Below are 22310 nucleotides of genomic sequence, written 5' to 3'. Positions count from 1 at the left end.
TCACAAGCAAATGGAAGATGCAGGGCTCGGCGCAGTCCTGGTATAGCACGTCTCAATCTTGTACTGCAGTTCTTCCCTTGCTTCTTGGACGCACCCTTCTTCTTTCCACCCTCCTCCTCCTTTCTGTCATTACCCTTCTCATCGTAGTAAGCCTAATTATTCTCTGACCACGGCTGCAGCATCACTGCATGGACCGTGGAAGAAAGCCCCCCACCAAGCGGGGAGCAGTTGCTTATACCCTAGCACCATTACGAAGGAGAGAAACCATACCATGAATATCAACGAAAAACGCTACACACTGGCCATTCTGGTCAACAACCATCCCGGTGTCCTGATGCGTGTCGTCTCCCTGTTCAGTCGTCGGGGATACAACATCGACAGTCTCTCGGTAGGGGAGACCGAACAGGAAATGATCAGCCGCATCACCATCGTGGTGACCGGAGACCGTCCTGTGGTGGAGCAGATCAAGAAGCAGGTGGGCAAACTCATCGATGTCAAGCGCGTCTATGAAATGACCCAGAACAAGAGCCTGCAGCGCGAGTTGATTATGGTCAAGGTTTCCACCAAGAACGAGAATCGTTCGGAGGTCGTTGAACTTGCCCAGATCTTCAAGGCGAAGATCATCGATGTGACAAGTGGTACCGTTACCCTGGAGATGACCGGAAGCCTGGACAAGATCCAATCCTTCTTGGATCTGATGATGCCCTTTGGGATTGTCGAGATGGCACGTACCGGTATTACGGCCCTCGAACGGGGTGGACGTGCCTTGAGCTCGATCAGCTTGAGTGAGGATGAACAATGAACACAACGCCCATGTGGCGCTTATGATACTACTAAGGCCGATGGGCCGGAGGAAAACGGAATGAGCACAATGTATTACGATTCACAGGCGGATCTCTCGAAGCTTGACGGGAAGAAGGTGGCCATCATCGGATATGGCAGCCAGGGGCATGCACATGCACTGAACCTGCATGAAAGTGGCGTTGATGTCATCGTCGGTCTGTACAAAGGCTCCAAGAGCTGGGCCATCGCCGAGGAAGCTGGACTGCAGGTCGCCACCGTCGAGGAGGCCAGTGCCGCCGCCCAGGTCATCATGTTGCTGCTGCCCGATGAGAAACAGGCCAAGATCTACCATGAGAGTGTCGAAGCGAACCTGAGCGCCGGCAAATACCTTGCCTTCGCCCACGGCTTCAACATCCATTTCGGCCAGATCAAGCCGCCGGCCGATGTGAACGTCATCATGATTGCTCCCAAGGGCCCGGGCCATACGGTCCGTTCCCAGTTCCAGGAAGGCAAGGGGGTTCCCTCGTTGATCGCCATCCATCAGGATCCCAGCGGGGACAGCCGTGACATCGCGCTTGCCTACGCAAAAGGCCTTGGTGCAGGACGCGCCGGCATTTTCGAGACTTCCTTCAAGGAAGAGACGGAAACCGACCTCTTCGGCGAGCAGGCGGTGCTCTGCGGTGGTGTGACCGCCTTGATCAAGGCAGGATTCGACACCCTCGTTGAGGCGGGGTATCAGCCGGAAATGGCATATTTCGAATGCTGCCATGAGATGAAGCTCATCGTCGACCTCATCAACCAGGGCGGCCTTTCCTACATGCGCTATTCCATCAGCGATACCGCTGAGTACGGCGATTACATCACCGGCAGCAAGATCATCACCGACGACACCAAGCAGGCCATGAAGGGCGTGCTCAAGGACATCCAGGAAGGCACCTTCGCCCGCAACTGGTTGCTTGAGAACCAGGTAAACAGGCCCTACTTCAATGCCAAGAAGCGCATCGAGAGTGAGAGCCTGTTGGAGAAGACCGGACAGAAGCTGCGCTCCTTGATGAGCTGGCTGAAGAAATAACCAATACTTGACGAAACCGGGAAGGACACTATGGAAAAGGAAAGGATCTACATCTTCGATACCACACTCAGAGACGGCGAACAGGCTCCTGGCTACAGCATGAACCTGGACGAGAAAATTCGCATGGCACTCCAACTGGAGGCTCTAGGCGTGGATATCCTGGAGGCAGGGTTCGCCATAGCGTCCCCCGGCGATTTCGCCAGTGTGGAGGCCATCAGCAAGGAAGTGAAGGATGTAGTCGTCGCTTCCCTCTCCCGTGCATTGGAAAAGGATATCGATGCTGCCTGGGCGGCGGTGAAGCACGCCAGACGTCCCCGAATCCACACATTCCTGGCTACCAGTGACCTCCATCTGCAGTATAAACTGAAAATGAGCCGTGCCGATGCACGAGCCAAGGCCATCGCGATGGTCGGCTATGCCCGCAATCTCAACGACGATGTGGAATTCTCCCTGGAAGACGCCACCCGTACCGATCTCGATTATCTGTGTTCGGTGGTCGAGGCGGTGATCAAGGCGGGGGCGACGACCGTCAACCTTCCCGACACCGTCGGGTATGCCACCCCGGATGATATGACGCGGATGGTGTCAACGGTAATGAACAAGGTTCCCAATGTGGACAAGGCAGTAATTGCCGTACATTGCCACAACGATCTGGGACTTGCCGTTGCCAACAGTCTTGCAGGCCTGAAAGCCGGAGCCAGACAAGCCGAATGCACGCTCTGCGGAATAGGGGAACGGGCAGGCAATGCCGCCATGGAAGAACTGGTGATGGGAATCCGCACCCGCAGCGACGCTTATCCGTTTTCTTATCAGGTGAAAACCGAGGAGATTTCCCGTTCGAGCAGATTGTTGACCCAGATCACCGGGGTCAAGCCCAATCCCTCGAAAGCCATCGTCGGTGCGAACGCCTTCGCGCATGAGAGCGGCATTCACCAGCATGGCATGATGGCCAACAGCCTTACCTATGAGATCATGACCCCTGAAAGCGTCGGGGTGTTGAACACCTCCCTGGTACTGGGAAAACACAGTGGTCAGCATGCCTTCGAGAAACGGTTGGCTGATTTGGGGTATATCCTGGGCAAGGAAGAAGCCAAGGATTTGTTCTCTGAATTCAAGAATCTGGCGGACCGCAAGAAAACCATCACCGACCGCGATCTGATCGCCTTGGTGGAGAATTCCAGCCAGAGTTCCCCGATCATCTGGGAGCTGGACAGCTTTGTGGTCAACAGTGGCAACATGATGACCAGCACCGCCTGTGTCACCCTGAGCAAGGGAGAGAAGCGGTATCAGGAGGTTGCGTGCGGAACCGGTCCGGTCTACGCTTCACTACGTGCAGTGGAGAAGATCATCCGCCATCCCTTCAGTCTTGAGGATTACAGCCTGCAGGCGGTTACCGAGCACCGGGACGCCTTGGGCGAGGTATTTGTAAAAATCAGCGATGGAAGAGGAATCTACCGTGGCCGAGGAGTCAGTACCGACGTCATCGAGGCTTCCATCCTTTCCTGTCTTGCAGCAGTGAACCGTATGTTGGATGAAACCGTTTCCCCTTTGGGGAGCAATCTCAAGCCGACCAGTCCTCCGAACTTCGAGAACGACATGCTCAGTTCGCATTCGGACAAACAGAAGGAAGATGGTGATGCGTAAGATAGCACTCTTCGATTCCACCCTTCGCGATGGAAGCCAAGCCGAAGGCATCAGTTTCACGGTTGAGGATAAACTGAAGATCGTCCATGCGTTGGACTCGCTGGGAATCGCCTACATCGAGGCGGGTATTCCCGGATCGAATCCCAAGGATGTGGAATTCTTCGAACGTGCCAAAAACCTACAGCTCAAGCACGCCGTGTTGGTTTCCTTCGGTTCGACGAGAAGACGAGATTCCCTTGCTTCAGAGGATGCGAATCTAAAGGCCTTGGTTGCCAGCGGAACCCCGGTCGTTTCCATCTTCGGCAAGAGTTGGGATTTCCATGCAACCAAAATCCTTCGTACCACATTGGAAGAGAATCTGCTGATGATCGAGGACAGCGTACGGTTTGTCGTCGATAAGGGGCGACAGGTGTTTTTCGATGCCGAGCATTACTATGACGGATATCGTGCCAACCCGGAATATGCGATGGAGACCTTGCGCGCTGCCCTCAGGGGAGGCGCTTCGACTCTGGTGTTGTGTGAGACCCGCGGTGGTATGATCCCTTCCGAAGTGGAACGCATCACCAAGGAAACAGCCCGGGCTTTCGCCGGGATTCCGCTTGCCATCCACGCTCATGACGATATCGGTTGCGCAGCAGCATCCTCGCTTGTTGCCGTGGAGCAAGGAGCGGTGCAGGTACAGGGAACCCTGCTTGGATTCGGAGAACGGTGCGGCAATGCAAATCTTGCGACGGTCGCCGGTATCCTGGGGACGAAGCTTGGTTGCGATTGTTTGTGCGGGGAGAGCCTTGAGCAATTGACCGGTACCTGTCGTGCTGTTGCCGAAATTGCCAACGTACGCATCCCCGGCGGACTGCCGTTCATCGGCAAGAGTGCATTCGCCCATAAAGGCGGCATGCATATCGACGGAGTGCAGAAGAATCCGCTTTCCTTCGAACATATCGACCCCATGCAGGTTGGTAATGAACGCAGGCTTTTGATGAGCGAAGTGGCCGGACGTGCGATGATGCTCAAGCGCATCGCCCGCGTAGCTCCCAACTTGGATAAGGATGATCCGGTCACCATCTCCCTGATGGACGAGCTCAAGTGTCTGGAGGCCGAAGGGTACCAATTCGAAGGGGCGGAAAGTTCCTTTGATCTGGTCATCCGTAGGCATCTGAAGATGTACCGGCCGTATTTCAGCTTGGTGCATTATCAGACGATCGGAAGCAGCCCCTATGCCGACCCGCTCAGCGATGCCACCCACGCAGCGGTGGTGAAGGTGAAGGTAAACGGGGAGAGTGCGATCACGGCGGCCGAAGGGGAAGGCCCGGTCAATGCCTTGGACCGGGCGCTGCGCAAGGTGTTGGAACAATTCTATCCAACGTTGAAGCGTGTGCACCTGACCGACTACAAGGTCCGCGTCCTGGACACCGCCGGGGCCACTGCCTCCAAGGTCCGGGTATTGATCGAGTCAACCGATGGCAAGGAAAGCTGGTCCACCATCGGGGTAAGCAAGGATATCATCGAGGCAAGCTGGTTTGCCCTCAGTGACAGTATTGAATATAAACTAATTGCCGATGGTATCGAACCCTCGGTTGAATGAGAGGAAGGAGAAAGCCCTATGGGTATGACAATGACGCAGAAAATCCTGGCACACCATGCCAACCTGGATTCCGTACGAGCGGGCCAGTTGATCATGGCGGACCTGGATCTGGTGCTGGGCAACGATATTACCGCCCCGGTGGCCATCAACGAGTTCGGCAAATTCGGCCGTCCGACGGTTTTCGACAAGGATAAGGTCGCCCTCGTTCCCGACCACTTCAGTCCCAACAAGGACATCAAGGCGGCTGAACAGTGCAAATGCCTGCGTTCCTTCGCGCGGGAACACGAGATAACCAACTATTTCGATGTCGGGCAGATGGGCATCGAGCATGCCCTGCTTCCCGAGAAAGGCTTGGTCGGAGCCGGGGACTTGGTCATCGGCGCGGACAGCCATACCTGCACGTATGGTGCACTGGGCGCATTTTCCACCGGAGTTGGCTCGACCGACATGGCCTGCGGCATGGCAACCGGACAGGCTTGGTTCAAGGTTCCCTCCGCCATCAAATTCAACCTTACCGGCTCGTTCGCTGAACATGTGAGCGGCAAGGACCTGATTCTGCACATCATCGGTATGATCGGTGTCGACGGAGCTCTGTACGAGAGTATGGAGTTTGTCGGACCGGGGGTGGCCAATCTGACCATCGACGACCGTTTCACCATCGCCAACATGGCCATCGAGGCCGGTGCCAAAAACGGCATTTTCCCGGTGGACGATGTCACCTTGGCTTATCTGAAGGAACATTGTGCCAAACAGCCGGTGATCTACCAGGCTGATGAGGATGCCGTATATGAGAAGGTATACAACATCGACCTTTCAACGGTGAAGAGTACCGTTTCCTTCCCCCATCTTCCGTCAAACACCCGGACGATCGACGAAGTCGGTGAGGTAAAAATCGACCAGGTGGTCATCGGATCCTGCACCAACGGGCATATCAGTGATTTGCGTCAGGCGGCTGCGATCCTCAAGGGCAAGAAGATCGCCCCATGGGTCCGCACCCTGATTTTCCCCGCCACCCAGGAAATCTGGAAGCAGGCGATGCATGAAGGTCTCTTTGATATTTTCGTGGACAGCGGCTGCGCCGTCTCGACGCCGACCTGCGGTCCCTGTCTCGGCGGTCATATGGGAATCCTTGCAGAAGGGGAGCGGGCGGTCAGCACGACCAACCGCAATTTCGTAGGACGGATGGGACACGTGAAGAGTGAAGTGTATCTTGCCAGTCCGGCTGTAGCCGCGGCGAGCGCAGTGAAGGGATATATTGCAGACCCGAACAAGGTTATGGAGGAGTAAGATGCAGGCAAGAGGAACTGTATTCAGATATAAGGACAATGTCGATACCGACGTCATCATCCCGGCAAGGTACCTCAATACCTCGAATCACAAGGAACTGGCCCTGCATTGCATGGAGGATATCGACCAGAATTTCGTCAAGCAGGTGAAGCAGGGTGACATCATGGTGGCCGATAAGAATTTCGGATGCGGCTCCAGCCGTGAGCACGCCCCGATCGCCATCAAGGAAAGCGGCATTTCCTGCGTCATCGCCCGGACCTTCGCCCGCATCTTCTATCGGAATGCCATCAATATCGGCTTGCCGATCCTCGAATGTCCCGAGGCTTGCGATGGGATCAAGGCGGGGGATGTCGTTTCCGTCGATTTCTCCACCGGTACCATCACCAATGAGACCACCGGCTCGGTGTTTCACAGCGAACCGTTTCCTCCGTTCATGCAGGATCTGATCGCCGCAGGCGGACTTGCCGGGTACATCGCCAAGAAAGGGGGCAGGGCATGAAGAAACATATCGCAGTGGTTGCCGGTGACGGCATCGGACCGGATATCGTCGGAGAAGCGCTCAAGGTCCTTGCGAAGGTGGGCGAGAAATTCGGTCACAGCTTCACCACCAGTTCCTATCTGGCCGGTGGGGCTGCATTGGACAGCGTGGGCGTCCCCCTTCCCGAGGAGACCCTCAAGGGATGTCAGGCCAGTGATTCCGTTCTGCTTGGTGCGGTGGGCGGGCCGAAATGGGATACGCTGGCAAGCAACCTCCGCCCGGAGAAGGCACTTCTGGGATTGCGCGGCGGCATGGGATTGTTCTGCAATCTTCGTCCTGCAATCCTGTACAAGCAACTTGCCGGTGCCTGTCCGTTGAAGAACGAGATCGTCGGAGAAGGCCTGGACCTCATGGTGGTCCGTGAGCTTACCGGAGGCATCTATTTCGGACAGCGCGGTCGCGAGGATGACAGCGCCTATGATACCATGGCGTATTCCAGGGCGGAAATCGAGCGCATCGTGCGTAAAGGTTTCGAGATCGCCCAAAAGCGCTCCAAGAGGCTGTGCAGCGTAGACAAAGCCAATATCCTGAATACCAGCCAACTGTGGCGTGAGGTGGTCAAGCAAGTTGAAGTCGACTATCCTGATGTACAGGTGAGCCACCTCTATGTCGACAACGCTGCAATGCAGCTGGTGCGCAATCCCCGCCAGTTCGATGTCATCGTGACGGAGAACATGTTCGGGGACATTCTCAGCGATGAGGCCAGCCAGATTACCGGTTCCATCGGAATGCTGCCCTCCGCTTCGCTGAGGGAAGACAGTTTCGGAATGTACGAGCCGATCCACGGGAGTGCACCGGACATTGCCGGTAAGAACATTGCGAATCCGATCGCCACGATCTTGAGTGTTGCCATGATGCTCCGCTACAGCTTCGCACTGGCAACAGAGGCCGATGCCATCGAGCAGGCGGTTTCCAAGGTGTTGGACATGGGGTATCGCACTTCTGATATCTATACCGAAGGCATGAAGAAAGTCGGTACGAACGAAATGGGTGACCTGATCGCCCAGGCCCTGTAAGGGAGGAATAGGATGGACGAGAGCAAGAAGCGTTCTGCACGTATGACAGAGGGAGCCGAGCGTTCCCCGCACCGATCGTTGATGAAAGCCCTGGGTTGGACCGACCGGGAAATCCATATGCCGATCATCGGGATCGTGAACGGGGCGAATGAGATCATTCCCGGTCACATCCACCTCAACCGCATTGTGGATGCGGTGAAAGCGGGTGTCCGTGAAGCAGGGGGAAACCCGGTGTCTTTCCCGGTCATCGGTGTTTGCGACGGTATCGCCATGGGCCATACCGGGATGAAATATTCCTTGGCCAGTCGTGAGCTGATCGCTGATTCGATCGAGATCATGGCTACCGCCCATCCTTTCGACGCCTTGGTGTTCGTACCGAACTGTGACAAGATCGTTCCGGGCATGCTGATGGCCGCCGCAAGGATCAACATCCCTTCGATCTTTGTCTCGGGCGGACCGATGCTGGCCGGCAAATTGCCCGGCGAGGGGTCGTGCAATATGAGCCTCTCGATCATGTTCGAGAAGGTGGGAAGCCATGCCGCCGGTTTGCTCAGCGACGAGCAGTTGCTTGCCTATGAGGACAATGCATGCCCGACCTGTGGTTCGTGCAGTGGGATGTTCACCGCCAACAGCATGAACTGCCTGACCGAGGCAATCGGGATGGGACTCCCCGGAAACGGGACCATTCCCGCGGTCTACAGCGCCCGTGACCGGCTTGCAAAGGAAGCAGGGTATCAGATCATGGAGCTGCTCAAGAAGCAGATCCGTCCCCTGGACATCATGACCAAACAGGCATTTGCCAATGCGATGGCCGTTGATATGGCCCTTGGCTGCAGTACCAACACGATGCTTCATCTGCCCGCCATCGCTCATGAAGCGGGAGTTGACCTGGATATCTTCATGGCCAATGCGATCAGCGCAAAGGTTCCCAATCTCTGTCATCTCGCCCCTGCAGGATCCGACCACATCGAGGATCTGTATGCCGCCGGCGGGGTGCTCGCCGTCATGCATGAACTGGGTGAAGCGGGCTTGCTCGATCCCAACGTAATGACGGTAAGCGGCAAGCCGATGGGATCATTGTATGGCCAGGCTCCCGTGTACAATCATGCGGTGATTCGGCCGATCGACAATCCGTTCTCCCAGACAGGCGGGATTGCCGTGCTGCGGGGGAACCTCGCCCAGGATGGGGCGGTGGTCAAGCGTAGTGCCGTCGACCCGGCCATGTTGGTCCATACCGGTCCTGCGCGGGTCTTCGAGAGTGAGGAAGATACGATTGCAGCCATTTTCGCGGGTAGGATCAAGGCTGGGGACGTCGTGGTCATTCGTTATGAAGGGCCGAAAGGCGGGCCTGGGATGCGCGAGATGCTCAGCCCAACCAGCGCCATCGCCGGAATGGGATTGGACAAGGAGGTTGCCTTGATCACCGACGGACGCTTCAGCGGGGCGACCCGAGGTTCCTCCATCGGCCATGTCAGCCCCGAGGCGGCTGAGGGTGGTTTGATCGCCTTTGTTGAGGAAGGTGATTTGATCAGCATCGATATTCCCCAGGGAAAGCTTGAGTTGCTGGTTGATGAACAGACACTGAATCAGCGCAGACGGAACTGGGTACCCAAACAGAGCGAGATTACCACCGGATACTTGGCCCGCTATGCCAAGCAGGTCACCAGTGCCTCGACGGGTGCTGTGTTCGCCCAGAGATAAGACTACAAGGAGAACCTACCATGCAAATGACCGGAGCCCAGATTATCATAGAGTGTTTGGTGGAGCAGGGAGTGGATACCGTATTTGGTTTCCCTGGTGGAGCGGTGCTGCCGCTCTACGACGCCCTCTACCAAAATCGAACGAGAATCCGTCATATTCTTACCAGTCATGAACAAGGTGCCGCCCATGCTGCAGACGGCTATGCCCGCAGCACCGGCAGGGTGGGTGTATGCATCGCCACCAGTGGCCCGGGTGCCACCAATCTGGTGACCGGAATTGCGACGGCCTACATGGATAGTGTTCCGATGGTAGCCTTCACCGGGAATGTAACCGTACCGCTTTTGGGCAAGGATAGTTTCCAGGAGGTCGACATCACCGGCATCACGATGCCGATCACCAAGCACAACTTCATTGTGAAGGATGTGAATCAGCTGGCTCAGACCATCCGCCATGCCTTCAAGATTGCACAGGAAGGACGGCCGGGACCCGTTTTGATCGATGTTCCCAAGGATATCACTGTCTATACCGCCGACTTCGTCAGTGAGGTTCCGGATGCCCTTGCACCGCGCACCGAACGGCTGAGTGAGGCGAGCATGGAACAGGCTTTGGATCTGATCAAGAAGGCCGAGCGTCCGATGTGCTATGTGGGTGGAGGTGTCATCCGTGCCAAGGCTTCCGATCTGTTGACGACGTTCTTGGAGAACATCGACAGTCCTGCCTGCACATCCTTGATGGGGGTGGGTGCGGTCAATTCCTACAGCCCGCGCTTCACCGGCTTGGTGGGGATGCATGGAACCAAGGTTTCGAACATGTGCGTCAGCGCCTGCGACCTGTTGGTGGTCATCGGGGCGCGCTTCAGTGACCGGGTGGTAAGCAAGGCGAGTGCATTCGCCAAGAATGCGAAGATTATCCACATCGATGTCGATCCTGCGGAGATCGACAAGAACATCAAGACCTACTGCCATGTGGTGGGCGACTTGAAGGTGGTGCTTTCCGAGCTGAATAAACGCATCGAAAAGCCCATGGTCCATGCCCATTGGATGGAACAGGTCGCCGAATACAAGAAGCGGTATCCCATCCGGGTGGACAATGAAAGCGCCCGCTCGAAGGAAGTGCTCAAGGCATTGCAGCAGGTGTTACCACCCAATTTCTTTGTGGTGACCGAAGTCGGTCAGCACCAAATGTGGGCGGCACAGTTCCTCAAGCATGTGCAGCCTGGTCATTTCCTGACCAGCGGTGGACTGGGGACGATGGGCTACGGTACCGGTGCTGCGATCGGGGCGCAAGTGGGTAATCCGGAAAGCAGGGTGGTCAATGTGGCCGGTGACGGCTCGTTCCGCATGAATTGCAATGAACTGGCAACCATCGCACGGTACAAGCTTCCGGTCATCATCCTGTTGATGAACAACCAAACCCTGGGAATGGTACGACAGTGGCAGACGTTGTTCTTCGACCAGCATTACAGTGAGACAACGCTCGATACACCGATCGATTGGATCGCACTGGCTGCAGCCTTTGGGGTGAAGGGTATGAAGATCCGTCGAGAGGACGATCCCAAGCCGATTCTGCAAGCCGCGATGGACCTCGGGGAAGCTGTGGTCATCGACTGTGAGATACCGGTGGATGACAAAGTCTATCCTATGGTCGCCCCGGGAGCATCCATCGAGGAAATGCTCGGTGTGGAGGAAGTGGGAGCCTATTGATACCATTCATCCACGAATTCCTTGAACGTCAGCCCGAGTGCCATGCAGATGTTGATCATGGTGCGAAAATTCGGGAGTCGTTTTCCTGATTCTATGTAGTAGAGCTGACTTCGCGAGAGGTCAGCTCGTTCTATAAGGTCTTCCTGGGTCATTTCTTGTGCAAGTCTGATCCGTTTGATGGTGAGTCCGATTTCACTGAGTTCCATACCGATAGTATGAACTGAAGTCCAAGCATATTGATGATTTTTTGTCATGTGTCGCATAAAAACTCCGACTTTTTTCATCGGCTTTCCTCCTTGCTTTTCCGAGAAACCACAGGTACGGCTGTAGGTTTTTAAGAAATAAACGCTTACAAAGTCACTCGTATATTACTGTACAACCCTGTTTTGCCGAAAAGTTTCCAAAATTGTGTCACCACTGGTATACTTGAAGGACAGCAGAAGACAAAGGAGGCTGGGATGGAAGAGGTGATGCGTGAACTTTCAGCCGGGGAATTGGCTGCACTCTGCACCAATTTGGAAAAGGCCTGCGCCAAACAACTGCGTAGTCTGGAAGCAGGTTTGTTCGCCCAATTGAGTGCATACTACGAGCAGAAGAGACAAGGAGAGGAAGAACATCAGTATGGCGAATTGCTCGCCTTGGTCAACCAGGATTTGGCGCAATCCTATGAAAAAGCCGGCTCTGCGGCCACTTTCTCTCAGGATCGGGGAGCGCTACGTGCATTGGTCTGGGGTGAGAAGGTTTCCAAATTGCTCAAGAGCCTGCTTGCTCGGTACGAGAAGCAAGGCGATGATTTGCTGGAGCATACCAAGGTGTATGTCTGTGAAATCTGCGGGTTCATCTATGTAGGTGATGTGCCTCCTGCGATCTGCCCGATCTGCAAGGTCCCAGGGTTCAAGATTCATCCGATCGAAAAGGAGGCCGTCTGATGTATGCAGCACGAAACATATCGCTTTGTACGAAGGATTGTGTCTGTCTGTTCATCTGCCCAAGTGGGGCCACTGATACGGAAAACGGTCAGATCGACGCTGAAAAGTGCCTTGATGGGTGTCGTTTATGTGTGGATGCATGTCCCAGCCATGCCATTTACCTGGTGCCAACGTCCTATGCGAAACCGCAGCAGAAGCATGCTGAGGTAGCGCAATCCTTGATGGATCTGGCTGAAAGCAAGGTCGTGCAGGAGAGCATAGCCAAGGATCTTGCTTCGAAAAGCACTGATCCGATATTCAGGCAACTGTGCAACGCCGTCGCCCAGAGCAATCGGATCCTCGCCGAGGACTGTTATCGGGAAGCCGGATACATCCTGCCGCAAAGTGAGGAGGTACGGATGCTGCTCTCCGGTTTGCTCCAAGCCCATGGCTCGGAACCCGACTTCCCCAGTGATGCGGTCAAGACGCTTTTGGAAATGCTCTGATCACGTATTCTTGGGTTTCTTCTCTGTCAGATAGAGCAGGAACACCCCCATCGAACCGATGAAAGCGGAGATGGCGGTGGAGAGCCAGAGCATGGACATCGATGAGGTCTCGATGATCGTGCCCCCCACGATGGGGGCGATCGCATGGCCGGTTCCCATGATGATCGGCAGGATTGCCGCAAAGCGGGAACGGTGGCTGATCGGGGTGTTGTTTGCCACATAATAATGCTCATTGGTCGCTGAGATGATTTCCCCGATGGTGTAGAGGATGGTAAGCAGGAAGAATACACTCGCTTTGGTTGCGAACGCGAACAATGCGAATGCAGCTGCGTACAACAAACCGCTGAGGGTGGTGTTCGCCAAGGGATGGTAGCGCCTGAGCAGGCTGACCAGAATGGGGTTCGCCAGAACGACCACCAAACCGTTGAGTGCCATCATTTTGCCATAGATGCTTGCACCATCCTCTGCGAAGAGCTTGCTGGTCAACAGGGGCAGTGCGAATAGTGTCTGGCTGTAGGCATAGCTGAAGAAGGTGATCGAGAGGGCGAAGAAAAGAAGTCGTGGGCGGGTGAGCAGGGCTTTGAACAGTCCTCCTTCCTCGCCTTTGTCGGTCGTTTTCCATCCTTTGCTTTGTTCGATGACTTCCTGGGACGGTTTGCTTTCCTTGATGCGCGCCATCACCAGCAAGGTGGCTACGAAGCCGGCGAGTGCGTTGCCCCAAAAGATCCAACGGACGGCGCTTTGGAACAGATAGCCTGCAATCAGGGGGCCGACGGCATAGCCGATGTTGTGACCCAGATAGATCAAGGAAAAGGAAACCTGACGGTTTTCCATGGTGGTTACATCTGTTTTCAGTGCTTCGCGTGCAGGGTCCACCGCTCCATCGAAAAAGAGGGCGAACAGGACCAGGTAGGGAACAATCGTTTGGCCTTCAAAGAAGCCGGCCACCAGAAAGCAAACATCCATCAACAACTGGAAGATGACCAGAACCGGCTTGCGGCCGATGGTGTCGGCAAGTTTGCTGCCGATGAAGGAGCCGGGGACGTACAATACCGATGCTACGGTCATGAACGTACCTGCCTCCAAGGCGGTGTATCCCAACCTCCGCGTCAGATACAGCGCGAGGAACGGGTATACGAAAATACCCACTGCATTGATGATGGTGGAGAAGAAGAGGATGTATATCGGCTGGGGAAGTCCGCGGTATAGGGAAAGTGGGGTTTTCACAAGATGGCCTCGATGGCCAGTGCAAGGCCATCCTCCTTGTTGCTTTTGGTAATACTGTGTGCGTGTTGCTTCACGTCGTCGGGTGCGTTGCCCATGGCCACGGCAAACCCGGCGGAACGGAACATGCCGATGTCATTGTAATAATCTCCGACAGCCATGACCTTGCTTGCGTCAATCTGATAGGCATTGCACAGTGACCGTACGGCATGGCCCTTGTCCACTCCGCGGGCAAGGATTTCAATGTAGGCGGGTGATGAGCTGAAGATGTTCAGCTGCGTCCCGAAGTCACGCTGCAATCTTGCTTCCATTTCCCGCACATACAGAGGGTCGTGGTGCATGCACAAGAGTTTGAATGGTCGTTCACCCGGATGCAGGACTTCCTCCAGTGCCTTCAGCTCTGCAATGCGGCCTTGTGTCCGCGAGGCTTTTACCTCGATGTCGTACCATTGGCTTGTTTGCTGCATATACCAGCTTTCATTGGTGAAAACGAAGGTTTCCAACTCGGTGTCGGCCACCGCATCCAGTATAAGCTTGGTTTGGTCGGCCCTGATGGGGTGCGCCTCAAGCTCGGTACCGTCCTCATCAAGGACAAGCGAACCATTGAAGCAGCCCAAGGGACCTGAGATGCCCAGCTCCTGCTGCAGCAGTGCGAGACTGTGGGAGATGCGGCCGCTGACCAAGGCGACGATGATTCCCTTTCTCCGGGCTTTCCGTACCGCTTCCTTGGTCCGTTCAGTGATATGGTGCTGGGGATCCAGCAAGGTACCGTCAATATCGGTACAAATGAGTTTGCATTCAAACATGGGTGCATGGTAGTACAAGTGCGCATGCTTGTACAGAACCTGCGCGAGGGCTTTTCCCAGATCGTACCATGTATGGTCCGGGCGATCGGTTGGGCAGCGAGTACCTCAATGAAACAGGAACCGGGGAAAGCACAGGGTTTCTGCATACGGATCAAGCCCGTTTCGAAGCAGGATCGAAAATAACCCTTTCCCAGAGATGGGTAGTCGGATTCGGTGCAATACTATGTAAGGTCTGATTGGTGTGGTATTGTGTTGTGTACAGTATAGCAAAAAGGGGTTCACGTATTTGGAATCATATGTTGCTGGTGAATATGAACAGCAAAATGACTACAAGTCGTTTCTTCCATCTTCAATCAACCAGCAATGGGAATGGCAGAGTCATCGAGTCAATACTTTGCTTGAGAGCGCGAATATCCAACTAGGAAGTCTCAATAGCTATGCGGAATTGATCCTGAATATTAATACTACATCCGCATGCATATTCAAGTGGAGGCGAACCGATCGAGTAGAATTGAAGCTACCCGGACTACCATTGAGGAAGATATGTTGCCCCTAGGAGAGTTGGATTCTGAAAAGAAGGATGCTGTTCAGGAAATCAACAAGTACATTGCAGCCTTACAGTATGGAGTGAAACGGATCAAGGATGATGGGTTCCCACTCATCCGTGAAATCCATGGCAAACTCATGCAAGGTGTACGTGGAGCGTATAAAACTCCTGGAGAATTCCGGACGGGCAAAACTGGATCGGAGGATCCATGCCTTCCAAGGCAGCATAGGTTCCTCCAACACATCTTAGGATTCCCCCACTACTCCCCGATTTGGAGCAATTCATTCATAATGATGCGATTGATGTGCCATATTTGGTTCGAATAGCCATCATCCATTATCAATTTGAAAGCATTCATCCGTTTCTTGATGGAAACAGGCGTACCGGAAGCATGTTGATTCCGTTGTTTCTTCTTTCATCAGGTATGCTTCAAAAACCTTGTTTCTCTATTTTAGAATATTTTGATCTGCATCGGACGGAATAGTATGATGCGCTCAATCGGGTCAGAACCAATAACGACATGATAGGCTGGATCCTTTTCTTCTTGGAAGCTGCGGTTTCCACAGCTGAACAAGCTAGGATGAAATTTGGGCAAGCAGTGCAATTCGTTTCAGAATCTACGCTCCTCGTTCGACAGCTTCCAGGGAGAACTGATACTCTTATGAGTATGCTGGATGCATTTATCGAGAAACCGGTTCAGACGATTTCCCAACTTGTGGAGAAACTGGCAATCAGTCCTCTGACTGCGAATCGAGTTTTACATTCGCTTGTTTCTGCCGACTTAGTCACTGAGAATACGGGAAATGTAAGGAATCGTATCTATGTTTGTAGGAAGTATATCGATATCCGTTGGTTCCATAATCCTTGGAATTTGGAATTATAAAGGTCATGCAGTTCCACCATCTTGGGAATTTGTTCCTGTGCAGGGCAGAAGCATCTGTCGTGAAACAGAAAAGAAGGGAAATCGAACCAGTCGAAATCCCTTCTTTTCCATTCCGTTTCTTGTTTGCCCTTATGCTTCCGTATAGGCCTTTCCGTAGAAACTGTCCAAATACAGTTGCTTGATCTCACTGATCAACGGGTACCGGGGATTGGTTCCGGTGCATTGGTCGTCGAATGCTTTCACGGCAAGCTCGTCGACCACTGCAAGAAAATCCTCTTCCTTGACGCCCCATTCCTTGATGGAATTGGGAATGTCCAGTTCCTTCTTCAGCTTCTCAATTCCCTTCACCAGTTCCTCGACCCGTTGCTGTTGGGTGTCCTGCGCCTTGGTCTTGATGTACGGGGTGTTCTGCTGGTCATTGACCGCCATGGCGATGTAATCCGCTGCCCGGGCATACCTGCTCACAGCAGAGGGATACTCATACTGCGGGAAGGCCGCCTGTTTGGTCGGATTGTCCGTGGCGTTGTACCGGATGACATTGCACAACAGCAGTGCGTTGGCCATGCCGTGGGGAATATGGAACTGGGCGCCCAGCTTGTGAGCCATGGAGTGGCAGACTCCCAGAAAAGCGTTGGAGAAGGCCATTCCAGCAATTGTGGAAGCATTGTGTACCTTCTCTCGGGCTTTCTTGTCCGCTCCGTTGCGGTATGCCTGGGGTAGATACTTGAAGATCATGCGGGCGGCTTCCAAGCTCAGACCGTTTGTATAATCGGTAGACATACTTGAAGCCAGGGCTTCCAACGCATGCGTCAGAACGTCCAGTCCGCAACTTGCGGTCAGGCCTTTGGGTTGTCCCATGGCCAGTTCACTGTCCACGATCGCCATGCTCGGGGTAAGTGCATAGTCTGCGATCGCCCACTTCATGCCGGTTTTCTCATCGGTGATGATGGCGAACGGGGTGACTTCACTTCCTGTTCCGCTGGTGGTGGGAATACAGACCAATTCTGCTTTCTTGCCCATGTCAGGGAAGGCATAGATACGCTTTTGGATGTCCATGAACCGGAGGGCGAGCCCCTCGAACTTTACCTCGGGGTGTTCGTAGAGCAGCCACATGATCTTTGCCGCATCCATGGGAGATCCTCCGCCCAGACCGATGAGTACATCGGGTTTGAAGGCGTTGATCAACTTCATCCCTTCGGAGATGGTTGCCAGGGTGGGGTCGGGTTTGACTTGGTGGAAGGTTTCGGTCTCGATGCCCAGCTGTTCCAGCGTGTTGGTAATCTTGTCGACCATGCCGCTGGAGAACAAAAAGGAGTCGGTGACGATGAACGCCCGTTTCTTTCCCTTCAGTTCGCCGAGGGCGACCGGAAGACAGCCGTATTTGAAATACAGTTTGGGCGGCAGTTTGAACCAGAGCATGTTTTCCCTCCTGGATGCTTCAGTCTTGATGTTGAGCAGATGTTTCGGGCCGACGTTCTCACTGATGGAGTTGTTTCCCCATGATCCGCATCCGAGCGTCAAGGAAGGTTCAAGCCGGAAATTGTAGATGTCCCCGATTGCACCTTGGCTTGCCGGCATGTTTACCAACACCCGACTGGTTTTCACCGTTTTGCTGTAGGTATCGACTTTCTCCGTCTCCTTCTCATCGATGTAGAGCACACTGGTATGTCCGAATCCACCGAGGGCGACCAACTTGGCGGCCTTGGCTGTTCCGTCCCCGAAATTCTCGCAGCGGTACATCGCCAGGACGGGACTGAGTTTTTCGTGGGCGAAGGGTTCTCCTTGGGCGATTTCGGTCACTTCTGCGATGAGGACCTTGGTGGAGGCGGGTATGGAGAAACCGGCAATCTGTGCAACCTTTGCCGCACTTTGGCCGACAATGGCCGGATTCACCGTTCCCCGTTTCGGATCAATGATCACATTGCGCAAGGCATCAGCCTCCTGTTCGCTCAGGAAGCGGGCTCCCCGCTGGATGAATTCTTCCTTCATGACGTCATAGATATCCTGATGACAGACAACCGCCTGCTCGGAGGCGCAGACCACGCCGTTGTCGAAGGTCTTGGACATGAGAATTGAACTGACCGCCATCTTGATGTCCGCACTCTTGTCCACCAAAGCCGGCGTATTGCCAGGGCCCACTCCTATGGCGGGAATGCCGGAGGAATAGGCACTCTTGACCATGGACGGCCCTCCGGTGGCCAGAATCAGGTTCACCATGGGGTGTCGCATCAGATAGTCGGTTTTCTCCAGGGATGGTTCCTCGATCCAACCGATGATGTCCTCGGGAGCTCCCGCTTTCACCGCAGCTTCCAAAATGATTCGGGCCGCTTCACAGGTACATTCCTTGGCACGAGGGTGGGGACTGAAAATAATGGCATTGCGGGTCTTCAGGCTGATCAGACTCTTGAAGATGGCGGTACTGGTGGGGTTGGTCGTCGGGATGATCCCGCAGATGACACCTTTGGGTTCAGCAATCTTTTTGATCCCGAATCCTTCATCCACTTCTACGATACCGCAGGTTTTCTCATCCTTGTACTTATTGAAGATGTATTCTGCGGAGAAGTGGTTCTTGATGACCTTGTCTTCCAGAATGCCCATGCCGGTTTCCTTGACCGCCATGGCCGCGAGTTTAATGCGTTCGTCATTGGCTGCAATGGCTGCGGCCCGGAATATGGCGTCAACCTGTTCCTGACTGTAGGTTGAAAATTTGGTTTGTGCGCGTTTGACCCGTTCGATGAGATCTTGCAGTTCAGCTTGTCCTGCAAAGAGCTGATCGGTGTGTTCTTTTTCTGCCATGATGCACTCCTGTCTCTGTTTGATGGCCAAAATGTATAAAAAAATATCTATTAAGGTCAAGCGGATTTAAGTGAATTTGTACAATAAATTGAGAAAAGAAATGCACTCATTTTCAGATGAGTGCATATTAAAAAGATAAAACTGTAATAATAATTAATTTAATAATCTTAAATTCAAATTAATTATCCATATTGTAATTTAATTAGAAAATCTGCTGATTATCGCAATGGTAATGATGATTCCCGTAAGCAGAAGAAACAAGGATGCTTTGATGGGTTTCTTGGCAACAATAGGCGAGCAGGGGGCGGCGGCATCGACTGAAGCAGTGGTCAACAGTGCCTGATCGATCCGATGGATCAGACTGCCTGAGGTTGCTTTGAAGGAGGAGGAGAGTACACTGAAATAGGAGAGGGTGAGCATCAGGACTGCACCCGCCTTCCCTTTGATCCTCGGATTGCTCGCGGACAGGCACTGGCTGGCAGCCAGCAGGCTGACAAGTCTGAGGGCTTTGGTAAGGGCCGAAAGCAAGGCGCCTTCGGTAAAGGCGACCGATCCTATGGAAAGCAGTACCTTGCCGTTCGGTTCAAAGAGGCTGAGCACTACCAGCGAAAGGGTGAGCATCAAGGGAGGAAGGATGCGGATCCTTCTTCCGGAAACCGCCTGCATTCCATACATGAGCAGCGTCAGGACCGCCAGGTATGCCGTACCTTCTGCAAAGAGGATGGCCATGATGGCCACCAGACTTCCAACTGCCACGCTGCTATAGTGTGCTTTCTCGCTGACCAAAGGCATTCCGAGAGCAAGGGAGTCCTCCTTAAGTGCCTTGGGTATGCTTCCTTTCTGCAGATACTGGCCTGCGAGCAGCCCCAATACAAAACTGGTGACCAGCCCGAGGGTGAGCATCAGGGGGGCCGCCACCCAGATGGATGGCCCGTAGGCTACCCACGAGGCTACCTGCAATTGCGCCAGGTTGCTGACGAAAGCTCCCACCAGACTGCAACCTACCGTGGAGACATGGCCTTTGAACAGGCTTTTGACCGCCTTCATTGCCAGGCCGCTGGAAAGTGTTCCTGCGAGGGAGATGAAAAAGAGGTAGGAGAACAGCGTCCCCGATACCATGCCTTGTCCGATTGCTTTCACCACCAGGATGGCCAGGTAGGGCAGGAAGGCGATATTGTCCAGGATAACCAGCAAAGGCAGGTTCGCCAGTCCAAGTCGGAGGAAGGGCAGGGGTTTGGGAATCAGATATTCCAAAGTGGAAAGCAGAAGTGTGGACGCGCAGATGAAGGCTATCTTTCGTTCAATTCGCGACATCATCGACCTCCGCTGTAGTGTCCGAGGGCCCCACCACGGTGAGCAGGACTTGGTTGGGGAGACAGGCGATCCAAGAGCGTGCGGTGGAAATTGGCTTTTGGAAGGTGCAACTCTTGGTGGGGCAGGCCGAGTCGACGATGCGTGCCTGCCCGTCCTTGATGACGATATAGGTATCCCCGAGCGGGCCGTCCACATGGATATCCCGGTTCGTGGAAAGGCTGTAGCGGTAGGTGGCATCGTGGGTCTGTACCTGCAGATATCCGCTTCCTTGGCTGTAGGTGGCTTTGTTGACCGCCAGAATGGCAAGGATGCATGCAAGCAGGATGAGACCGTCGGCCAGCAACGTGGGGTAGCGGTGATTCATGGTGTTGAGTGTATCGAGCTGGTTGGGGCGTTGCAATACAATAGCTGTATACTGGGAGTTCATGTTGTTGCGCATTTGGTGAAGTGTTTGGTCAACATGGGTTTAATTTGACATGCAGTTCACAATATGCATATTATTGAGAGGCAATGTGAAGATACTGTGGAGTAATGTGTTGACTGACCACAAATGCTTGTCAGGTGAGCAAAGGTATGGTGATGTAGAGTATGAAAATGATTTATGTCGTTGATGGAAGTGCCGAGGACCGGGAAGGGATCAAGCAGTATCTTGAACTTTCGGGGTATGAGGTACAGTCCTATGAGGATCTGCACGGGGTGCAGTTGGCGATTTCCCGTCAGGTTCCCGACCTGATCATGATGGAGGTCCCGCTTCCCGATGGGGACGGCTTCACCTTTCTCAAGAAGTTGAAGCAGACCTATTCCTTCCCGGTTATTTTTGTGACGGGCAGGGTGGCTGAAAGCGACAGGATCTTGGGCTTCGAACTTGGTGCGGATGATTATGTTTGCAAGCCGTTCAGTTCGAAGGAATTGGTATTACGGGTCCATGCCCTCTTCAGAAGGATGGAGGTCAGTGCCTCAGCCTTCCACAGTGGGTCGAGCTGGACGCTTGGCAATTCGGTGCTGCAGTTGGATGAGGTTTCCCATATGTTTTCCGTCGATGGAAGGCAGATTCCCCTCACTGCCGCTGAATGGAGGATCATGAGTTATTTGGTGAGCAACAGTGGCATTTTGATCACCCGCTCCCAGATTTTGGAGCATTGTTTCGATTATAGTTTCGAGTCGTACGATCGGATCGTCGACACACATGTGAAGAACATGCGGGCGAAAATGGGGCCGTTGGGTTCCCAGTGGATTGAGACGGTGCGTGGGTACGGCTACCGATTTGCCGGTAGAAGTACGTCTAGCAGGGGTGCTGCAGGTGCCGAGGCACAGGAATAGCGTATGGCAGAACAGGAAAGCGAACAACAGGCCTTGATTTACATCGTGGAGGACCATGAGGTGATTCGCGAGGGTGTGCGCCAATATCTGGAACTTTCCGGGTACCGGGTCCGTACGTTCGCCAATCTCAAGACGGCCAAGGAGGCCTTCTCCCTTCAGGTTCCCTCCCTCCTGATCCAGGACGTCATGCTTCCCGATGGTGATGGGTTTGCGTTTGTGAAGCAGATGAAGGAAAGGTGTGACTGTCCGGTCATTTTCATGACCGCCCGGACGGAGGAGAGCGACAGGATCCTCGGCTTTGAGCTTGGAGCCGACGACTACATCTCCAAGCCTTTCTCGCCCAAGGAGCTGGTGCTCAGGGTGCAGGCGGTGCTCAGACGTTTTTCGAACAACCGTTACCGCCCGTCCGATGGGCTTTTGTATGCGTCCAACCATTGGATGCGCTTCGACGAGCAGGATCATCGGGTGGTTGTGGATGATCAGGATGTGGTCCTCACCGCTGCAGAGTGGAGGATTCTCGCCTACCTGATCGAGAATTCCCACCATCTGGTTTCGCGTTCACAGATTTTGGAAGAGTGTTTCGACTACAACGTAGAATCATATGAGCGGGTGGTCGACACCCATATAAAGAATATCCGGTCCAAACTGGGCGACGGCTCCTGGATAGAGACGGTGCG

General features: G+C 54.1%; 20 protein-coding genes and 1 pseudogene. 15 read left to right on the top strand and 6 right to left on the bottom strand.

Features of this window, described 5'->3' with window-relative positions:
* Positions 1-271 precede the first annotated feature (271 nt).
* Genes ilvN through ilvB form a run of 9 tightly spaced genes read left to right on the top strand, consistent with a single transcriptional unit; the run spans position 272 to position 11329 of the window.
* Entirely contained in the window at positions 272-802 is a 531-nt protein-coding gene (gene ilvN / locus AB7C91_RS10110; protein WP_332448355.1) for an acetolactate synthase small subunit, read from the top strand.
* Between the two features lie 60 nt (positions 803-862).
* On the top strand, positions 863-1855 hold the full coding sequence (gene ilvC / locus AB7C91_RS10105; protein ID WP_332448356.1) for a ketol-acid reductoisomerase: 993 nt from the start codon (positions 863-865) through the stop codon (positions 1853-1855).
* A 30-nt stretch (positions 1856-1885) separates the two neighbouring features.
* Positions 1886-3499 (top strand): 2-isopropylmalate synthase, encoded by a 1614-nt coding sequence (locus tag AB7C91_RS10100; protein ID WP_332448357.1) that lies wholly within the window; start codon positions 1886-1888, stop codon positions 3497-3499.
* Positions 3492-5084: a citramalate synthase gene (gene cimA / locus AB7C91_RS10095; RefSeq protein WP_332448358.1), complete on the top strand. Its 1593-nt coding sequence runs from the start codon at positions 3492-3494 to the stop codon at positions 5082-5084. Before AB7C91_RS10100 ends, cimA begins: the two co-directional genes overlap by 8 nt.
* Positions 5085-5102: 18 nt before the next feature.
* A complete protein-coding gene (gene leuC, locus AB7C91_RS10090; protein WP_332448359.1) occupies positions 5103-6371 on the top strand; it encodes a 3-isopropylmalate dehydratase large subunit in 1269 nt (422 codons plus the stop codon).
* A gap of 1 nt (position 6372) precedes the next feature.
* The gene (gene leuD, locus AB7C91_RS10085) at positions 6373-6870 is read left to right on the top strand and encodes a 3-isopropylmalate dehydratase small subunit (protein WP_428591127.1); all 498 of its coding nucleotides are present in this window, start codon (positions 6373-6375) and stop codon (positions 6868-6870) included.
* Entirely contained in the window at positions 6867-7925 is a 1059-nt protein-coding gene (leuB, locus tag AB7C91_RS10080; protein WP_332448361.1) for a 3-isopropylmalate dehydrogenase, read from the top strand. The genes leuD and leuB overlap by 4 nt, the downstream gene beginning before the upstream one ends.
* Before the next feature lie 12 nt (positions 7926-7937).
* Positions 7938-9626 carry a dihydroxy-acid dehydratase gene (gene ilvD / locus AB7C91_RS10075; protein WP_332448362.1) on the top strand — a complete coding sequence of 563 codons (1689 nt, stop codon included), beginning with the start codon at positions 7938-7940 and terminating at the stop codon, positions 9624-9626.
* Positions 9627-9646: 20 nt separating this feature from the next.
* Entirely contained in the window at positions 9647-11329 is a 1683-nt protein-coding gene (gene ilvB, locus AB7C91_RS10070) for a biosynthetic-type acetolactate synthase large subunit (protein ID WP_428591123.1), read from the top strand.
* Here the strand turns inward: ilvB and AB7C91_RS10065 are convergent.
* Positions 11323-11535 carry a helix-turn-helix transcriptional regulator gene (locus tag AB7C91_RS10065; protein ID WP_332448364.1) on the bottom strand — a complete coding sequence of 71 codons (213 nt, stop codon included), beginning with the start codon at positions 11533-11535 and terminating at the stop codon, positions 11323-11325. The two genes, ilvB and AB7C91_RS10065, sit on opposite strands and share 7 nt — an antisense overlap.
* Before the next feature lie 252 nt (positions 11536-11787).
* On the opposite strand from AB7C91_RS10065, the gene AB7C91_RS10060 reads away from it, so the two are divergent.
* Both AB7C91_RS10060 and AB7C91_RS10055 read left to right on the top strand, forming a co-directional pair.
* Positions 11788-12258 carry a rubredoxin-like domain-containing protein gene (locus tag AB7C91_RS10060; protein ID WP_428591119.1) on the top strand — a complete coding sequence of 157 codons (471 nt, stop codon included), beginning with the start codon at positions 11788-11790 and terminating at the stop codon, positions 12256-12258.
* Positions 12258-12743 carry a 4Fe-4S ferredoxin gene (locus tag AB7C91_RS10055; RefSeq protein ID WP_332448367.1) on the top strand — a complete coding sequence of 162 codons (486 nt, stop codon included), beginning with the start codon at positions 12258-12260 and terminating at the stop codon, positions 12741-12743. Before AB7C91_RS10060 ends, AB7C91_RS10055 begins: the two co-directional genes overlap by 1 nt.
* On the opposite strand, the gene AB7C91_RS10050 is transcribed toward AB7C91_RS10055, so the two are convergent.
* Together AB7C91_RS10050 and AB7C91_RS10045 are read right to left on the bottom strand one after the other, a co-directional pair.
* Positions 12744-13970, bottom strand: coding sequence for an MFS transporter (locus AB7C91_RS10050; RefSeq protein WP_428591116.1), 1227 nt, complete (start codon positions 13968-13970; stop codon positions 12744-12746).
* Entirely contained in the window at positions 13967-14773 is an 807-nt protein-coding gene (locus tag AB7C91_RS10045) for a Cof-type HAD-IIB family hydrolase (RefSeq protein ID WP_332448369.1), read from the bottom strand. Before AB7C91_RS10045 ends, AB7C91_RS10050 begins: the two co-directional genes overlap by 4 nt.
* A 474-nt stretch (positions 14774-15247) precedes the next feature.
* On the opposite strand from AB7C91_RS10045, the gene AB7C91_RS10040 reads away from it, so the two are divergent.
* Complete coding sequence (locus AB7C91_RS10040; RefSeq protein WP_428591113.1) at positions 15248-15646, top strand: Fic/DOC family N-terminal domain-containing protein; 399 nt, start codon at positions 15248-15250, stop codon at positions 15644-15646.
* A pseudogene (locus tag AB7C91_RS10035) lies at positions 15565-15804 on the top strand (Fic family protein); the annotation flags it as partial. The gene AB7C91_RS10040 and the pseudogene AB7C91_RS10035, both read left to right, overlap by 82 nt.
* A gap of 528 nt (positions 15805-16332) precedes the next feature.
* On the opposite strand, the gene adhE reads toward AB7C91_RS10035, so the two are convergent.
* From adhE to AB7C91_RS10020, 3 genes are all read right to left on the bottom strand, one after another.
* A complete protein-coding gene (adhE, locus tag AB7C91_RS10030; RefSeq protein ID WP_332448370.1) occupies positions 16333-18999 on the bottom strand; it encodes a bifunctional acetaldehyde-CoA/alcohol dehydrogenase in 2667 nt (888 codons plus the stop codon).
* Between the two features lie 198 nt (positions 19000-19197).
* Positions 19198-20313 carry a Gx transporter family protein gene (locus tag AB7C91_RS10025; protein WP_332448371.1) on the bottom strand — a complete coding sequence of 372 codons (1116 nt, stop codon included), beginning with the start codon at positions 20311-20313 and terminating at the stop codon, positions 19198-19200.
* A complete protein-coding gene (locus AB7C91_RS10020; protein WP_428591108.1) occupies positions 20300-20752 on the bottom strand; it encodes a NusG domain II-containing protein in 453 nt (150 codons plus the stop codon). Before AB7C91_RS10020 ends, AB7C91_RS10025 begins: the two co-directional genes overlap by 14 nt.
* Before the next feature lie 149 nt (positions 20753-20901).
* Here AB7C91_RS10020 and AB7C91_RS10015 point away from each other — a divergent pair, with 149 nt between their 5' ends.
* Complete coding sequence (locus AB7C91_RS10015; protein WP_332448373.1) at positions 20902-21633, top strand: response regulator transcription factor; 732 nt, start codon at positions 20902-20904, stop codon at positions 21631-21633.
* 3 nt (positions 21634-21636) lie between these two features.
* The coding region (locus AB7C91_RS10010; protein ID WP_428591105.1) for a response regulator transcription factor at positions 21637-22310 on the top strand (674 nt) is incomplete at its 3' end.

Source organism: Sphaerochaeta sp. (assembly GCF_050256055.1).
Taxonomy (GTDB): Bacteria; Spirochaetota; Spirochaetia; order Sphaerochaetales; family Sphaerochaetaceae; genus Sphaerochaeta.
This window is presented reverse-complemented; position numbering and strand designations above follow the sequence as displayed.

Excerpts from the sequence above, each read along its gene's own strand:
- ilvN (WP_332448355.1), top strand. The coding sequence starts at position 272 with ATGAATATCAACGAAAAACGCTACACACTGGCCATTCTGGTCAACAAC.
- ilvC (WP_332448356.1), top strand. The coding sequence starts at position 863 with ATGAGCACAATGTATTACGATTCACAGGCGGATCTCTCGAAGCTTGAC.
- AB7C91_RS10100 (WP_332448357.1), top strand. The coding sequence starts at position 1,886 with ATGGAAAAGGAAAGGATCTACATCTTCGATACCACACTCAGAGACGGC.
- cimA (WP_332448358.1), top strand. The coding sequence starts at position 3,492 with ATGCGTAAGATAGCACTCTTCGATTCCACCCTTCGCGATGGAAGCCAA.
- leuC (WP_332448359.1), top strand. The coding sequence starts at position 5,103 with ATGGGTATGACAATGACGCAGAAAATCCTGGCACACCATGCCAACCTG.
- leuD (WP_428591127.1), top strand. The coding sequence starts at position 6,373 with ATGCAGGCAAGAGGAACTGTATTCAGATATAAGGACAATGTCGATACC.
- leuB (WP_332448361.1), top strand. The coding sequence starts at position 6,867 with ATGAAGAAACATATCGCAGTGGTTGCCGGTGACGGCATCGGACCGGAT.
- ilvD (WP_332448362.1), top strand. The coding sequence starts at position 7,938 with ATGGACGAGAGCAAGAAGCGTTCTGCACGTATGACAGAGGGAGCCGAG.
- ilvB (WP_428591123.1), top strand. The coding sequence starts at position 9,647 with ATGCAAATGACCGGAGCCCAGATTATCATAGAGTGTTTGGTGGAGCAG.
- AB7C91_RS10065 (WP_332448364.1), bottom strand. The coding sequence starts at position 11,535 with ATGGAACTCAGTGAAATCGGACTCACCATCAAACGGATCAGACTTGCA.
- AB7C91_RS10060 (WP_428591119.1), top strand. The coding sequence starts at position 11,788 with ATGGAAGAGGTGATGCGTGAACTTTCAGCCGGGGAATTGGCTGCACTC.
- AB7C91_RS10055 (WP_332448367.1), top strand. The coding sequence starts at position 12,258 with ATGTATGCAGCACGAAACATATCGCTTTGTACGAAGGATTGTGTCTGT.
- AB7C91_RS10045 (WP_332448369.1), bottom strand. The coding sequence starts at position 14,773 with ATGTTTGAATGCAAACTCATTTGTACCGATATTGACGGTACCTTGCTG.
- AB7C91_RS10040 (WP_428591113.1), top strand. The coding sequence starts at position 15,248 with ATGCATATTCAAGTGGAGGCGAACCGATCGAGTAGAATTGAAGCTACC.
- adhE (WP_332448370.1), bottom strand. The coding sequence starts at position 18,999 with ATGGCAGAAAAAGAACACACCGATCAGCTCTTTGCAGGACAAGCTGAA.
- AB7C91_RS10025 (WP_332448371.1), bottom strand. The coding sequence starts at position 20,313 with ATGTCGCGAATTGAACGAAAGATAGCCTTCATCTGCGCGTCCACACTT.
- AB7C91_RS10020 (WP_428591108.1), bottom strand. The coding sequence starts at position 20,752 with ATGCGCAACAACATGAACTCCCAGTATACAGCTATTGTATTGCAACGC.
- AB7C91_RS10015 (WP_332448373.1), top strand. The coding sequence starts at position 20,902 with ATGAAAATGATTTATGTCGTTGATGGAAGTGCCGAGGACCGGGAAGGG.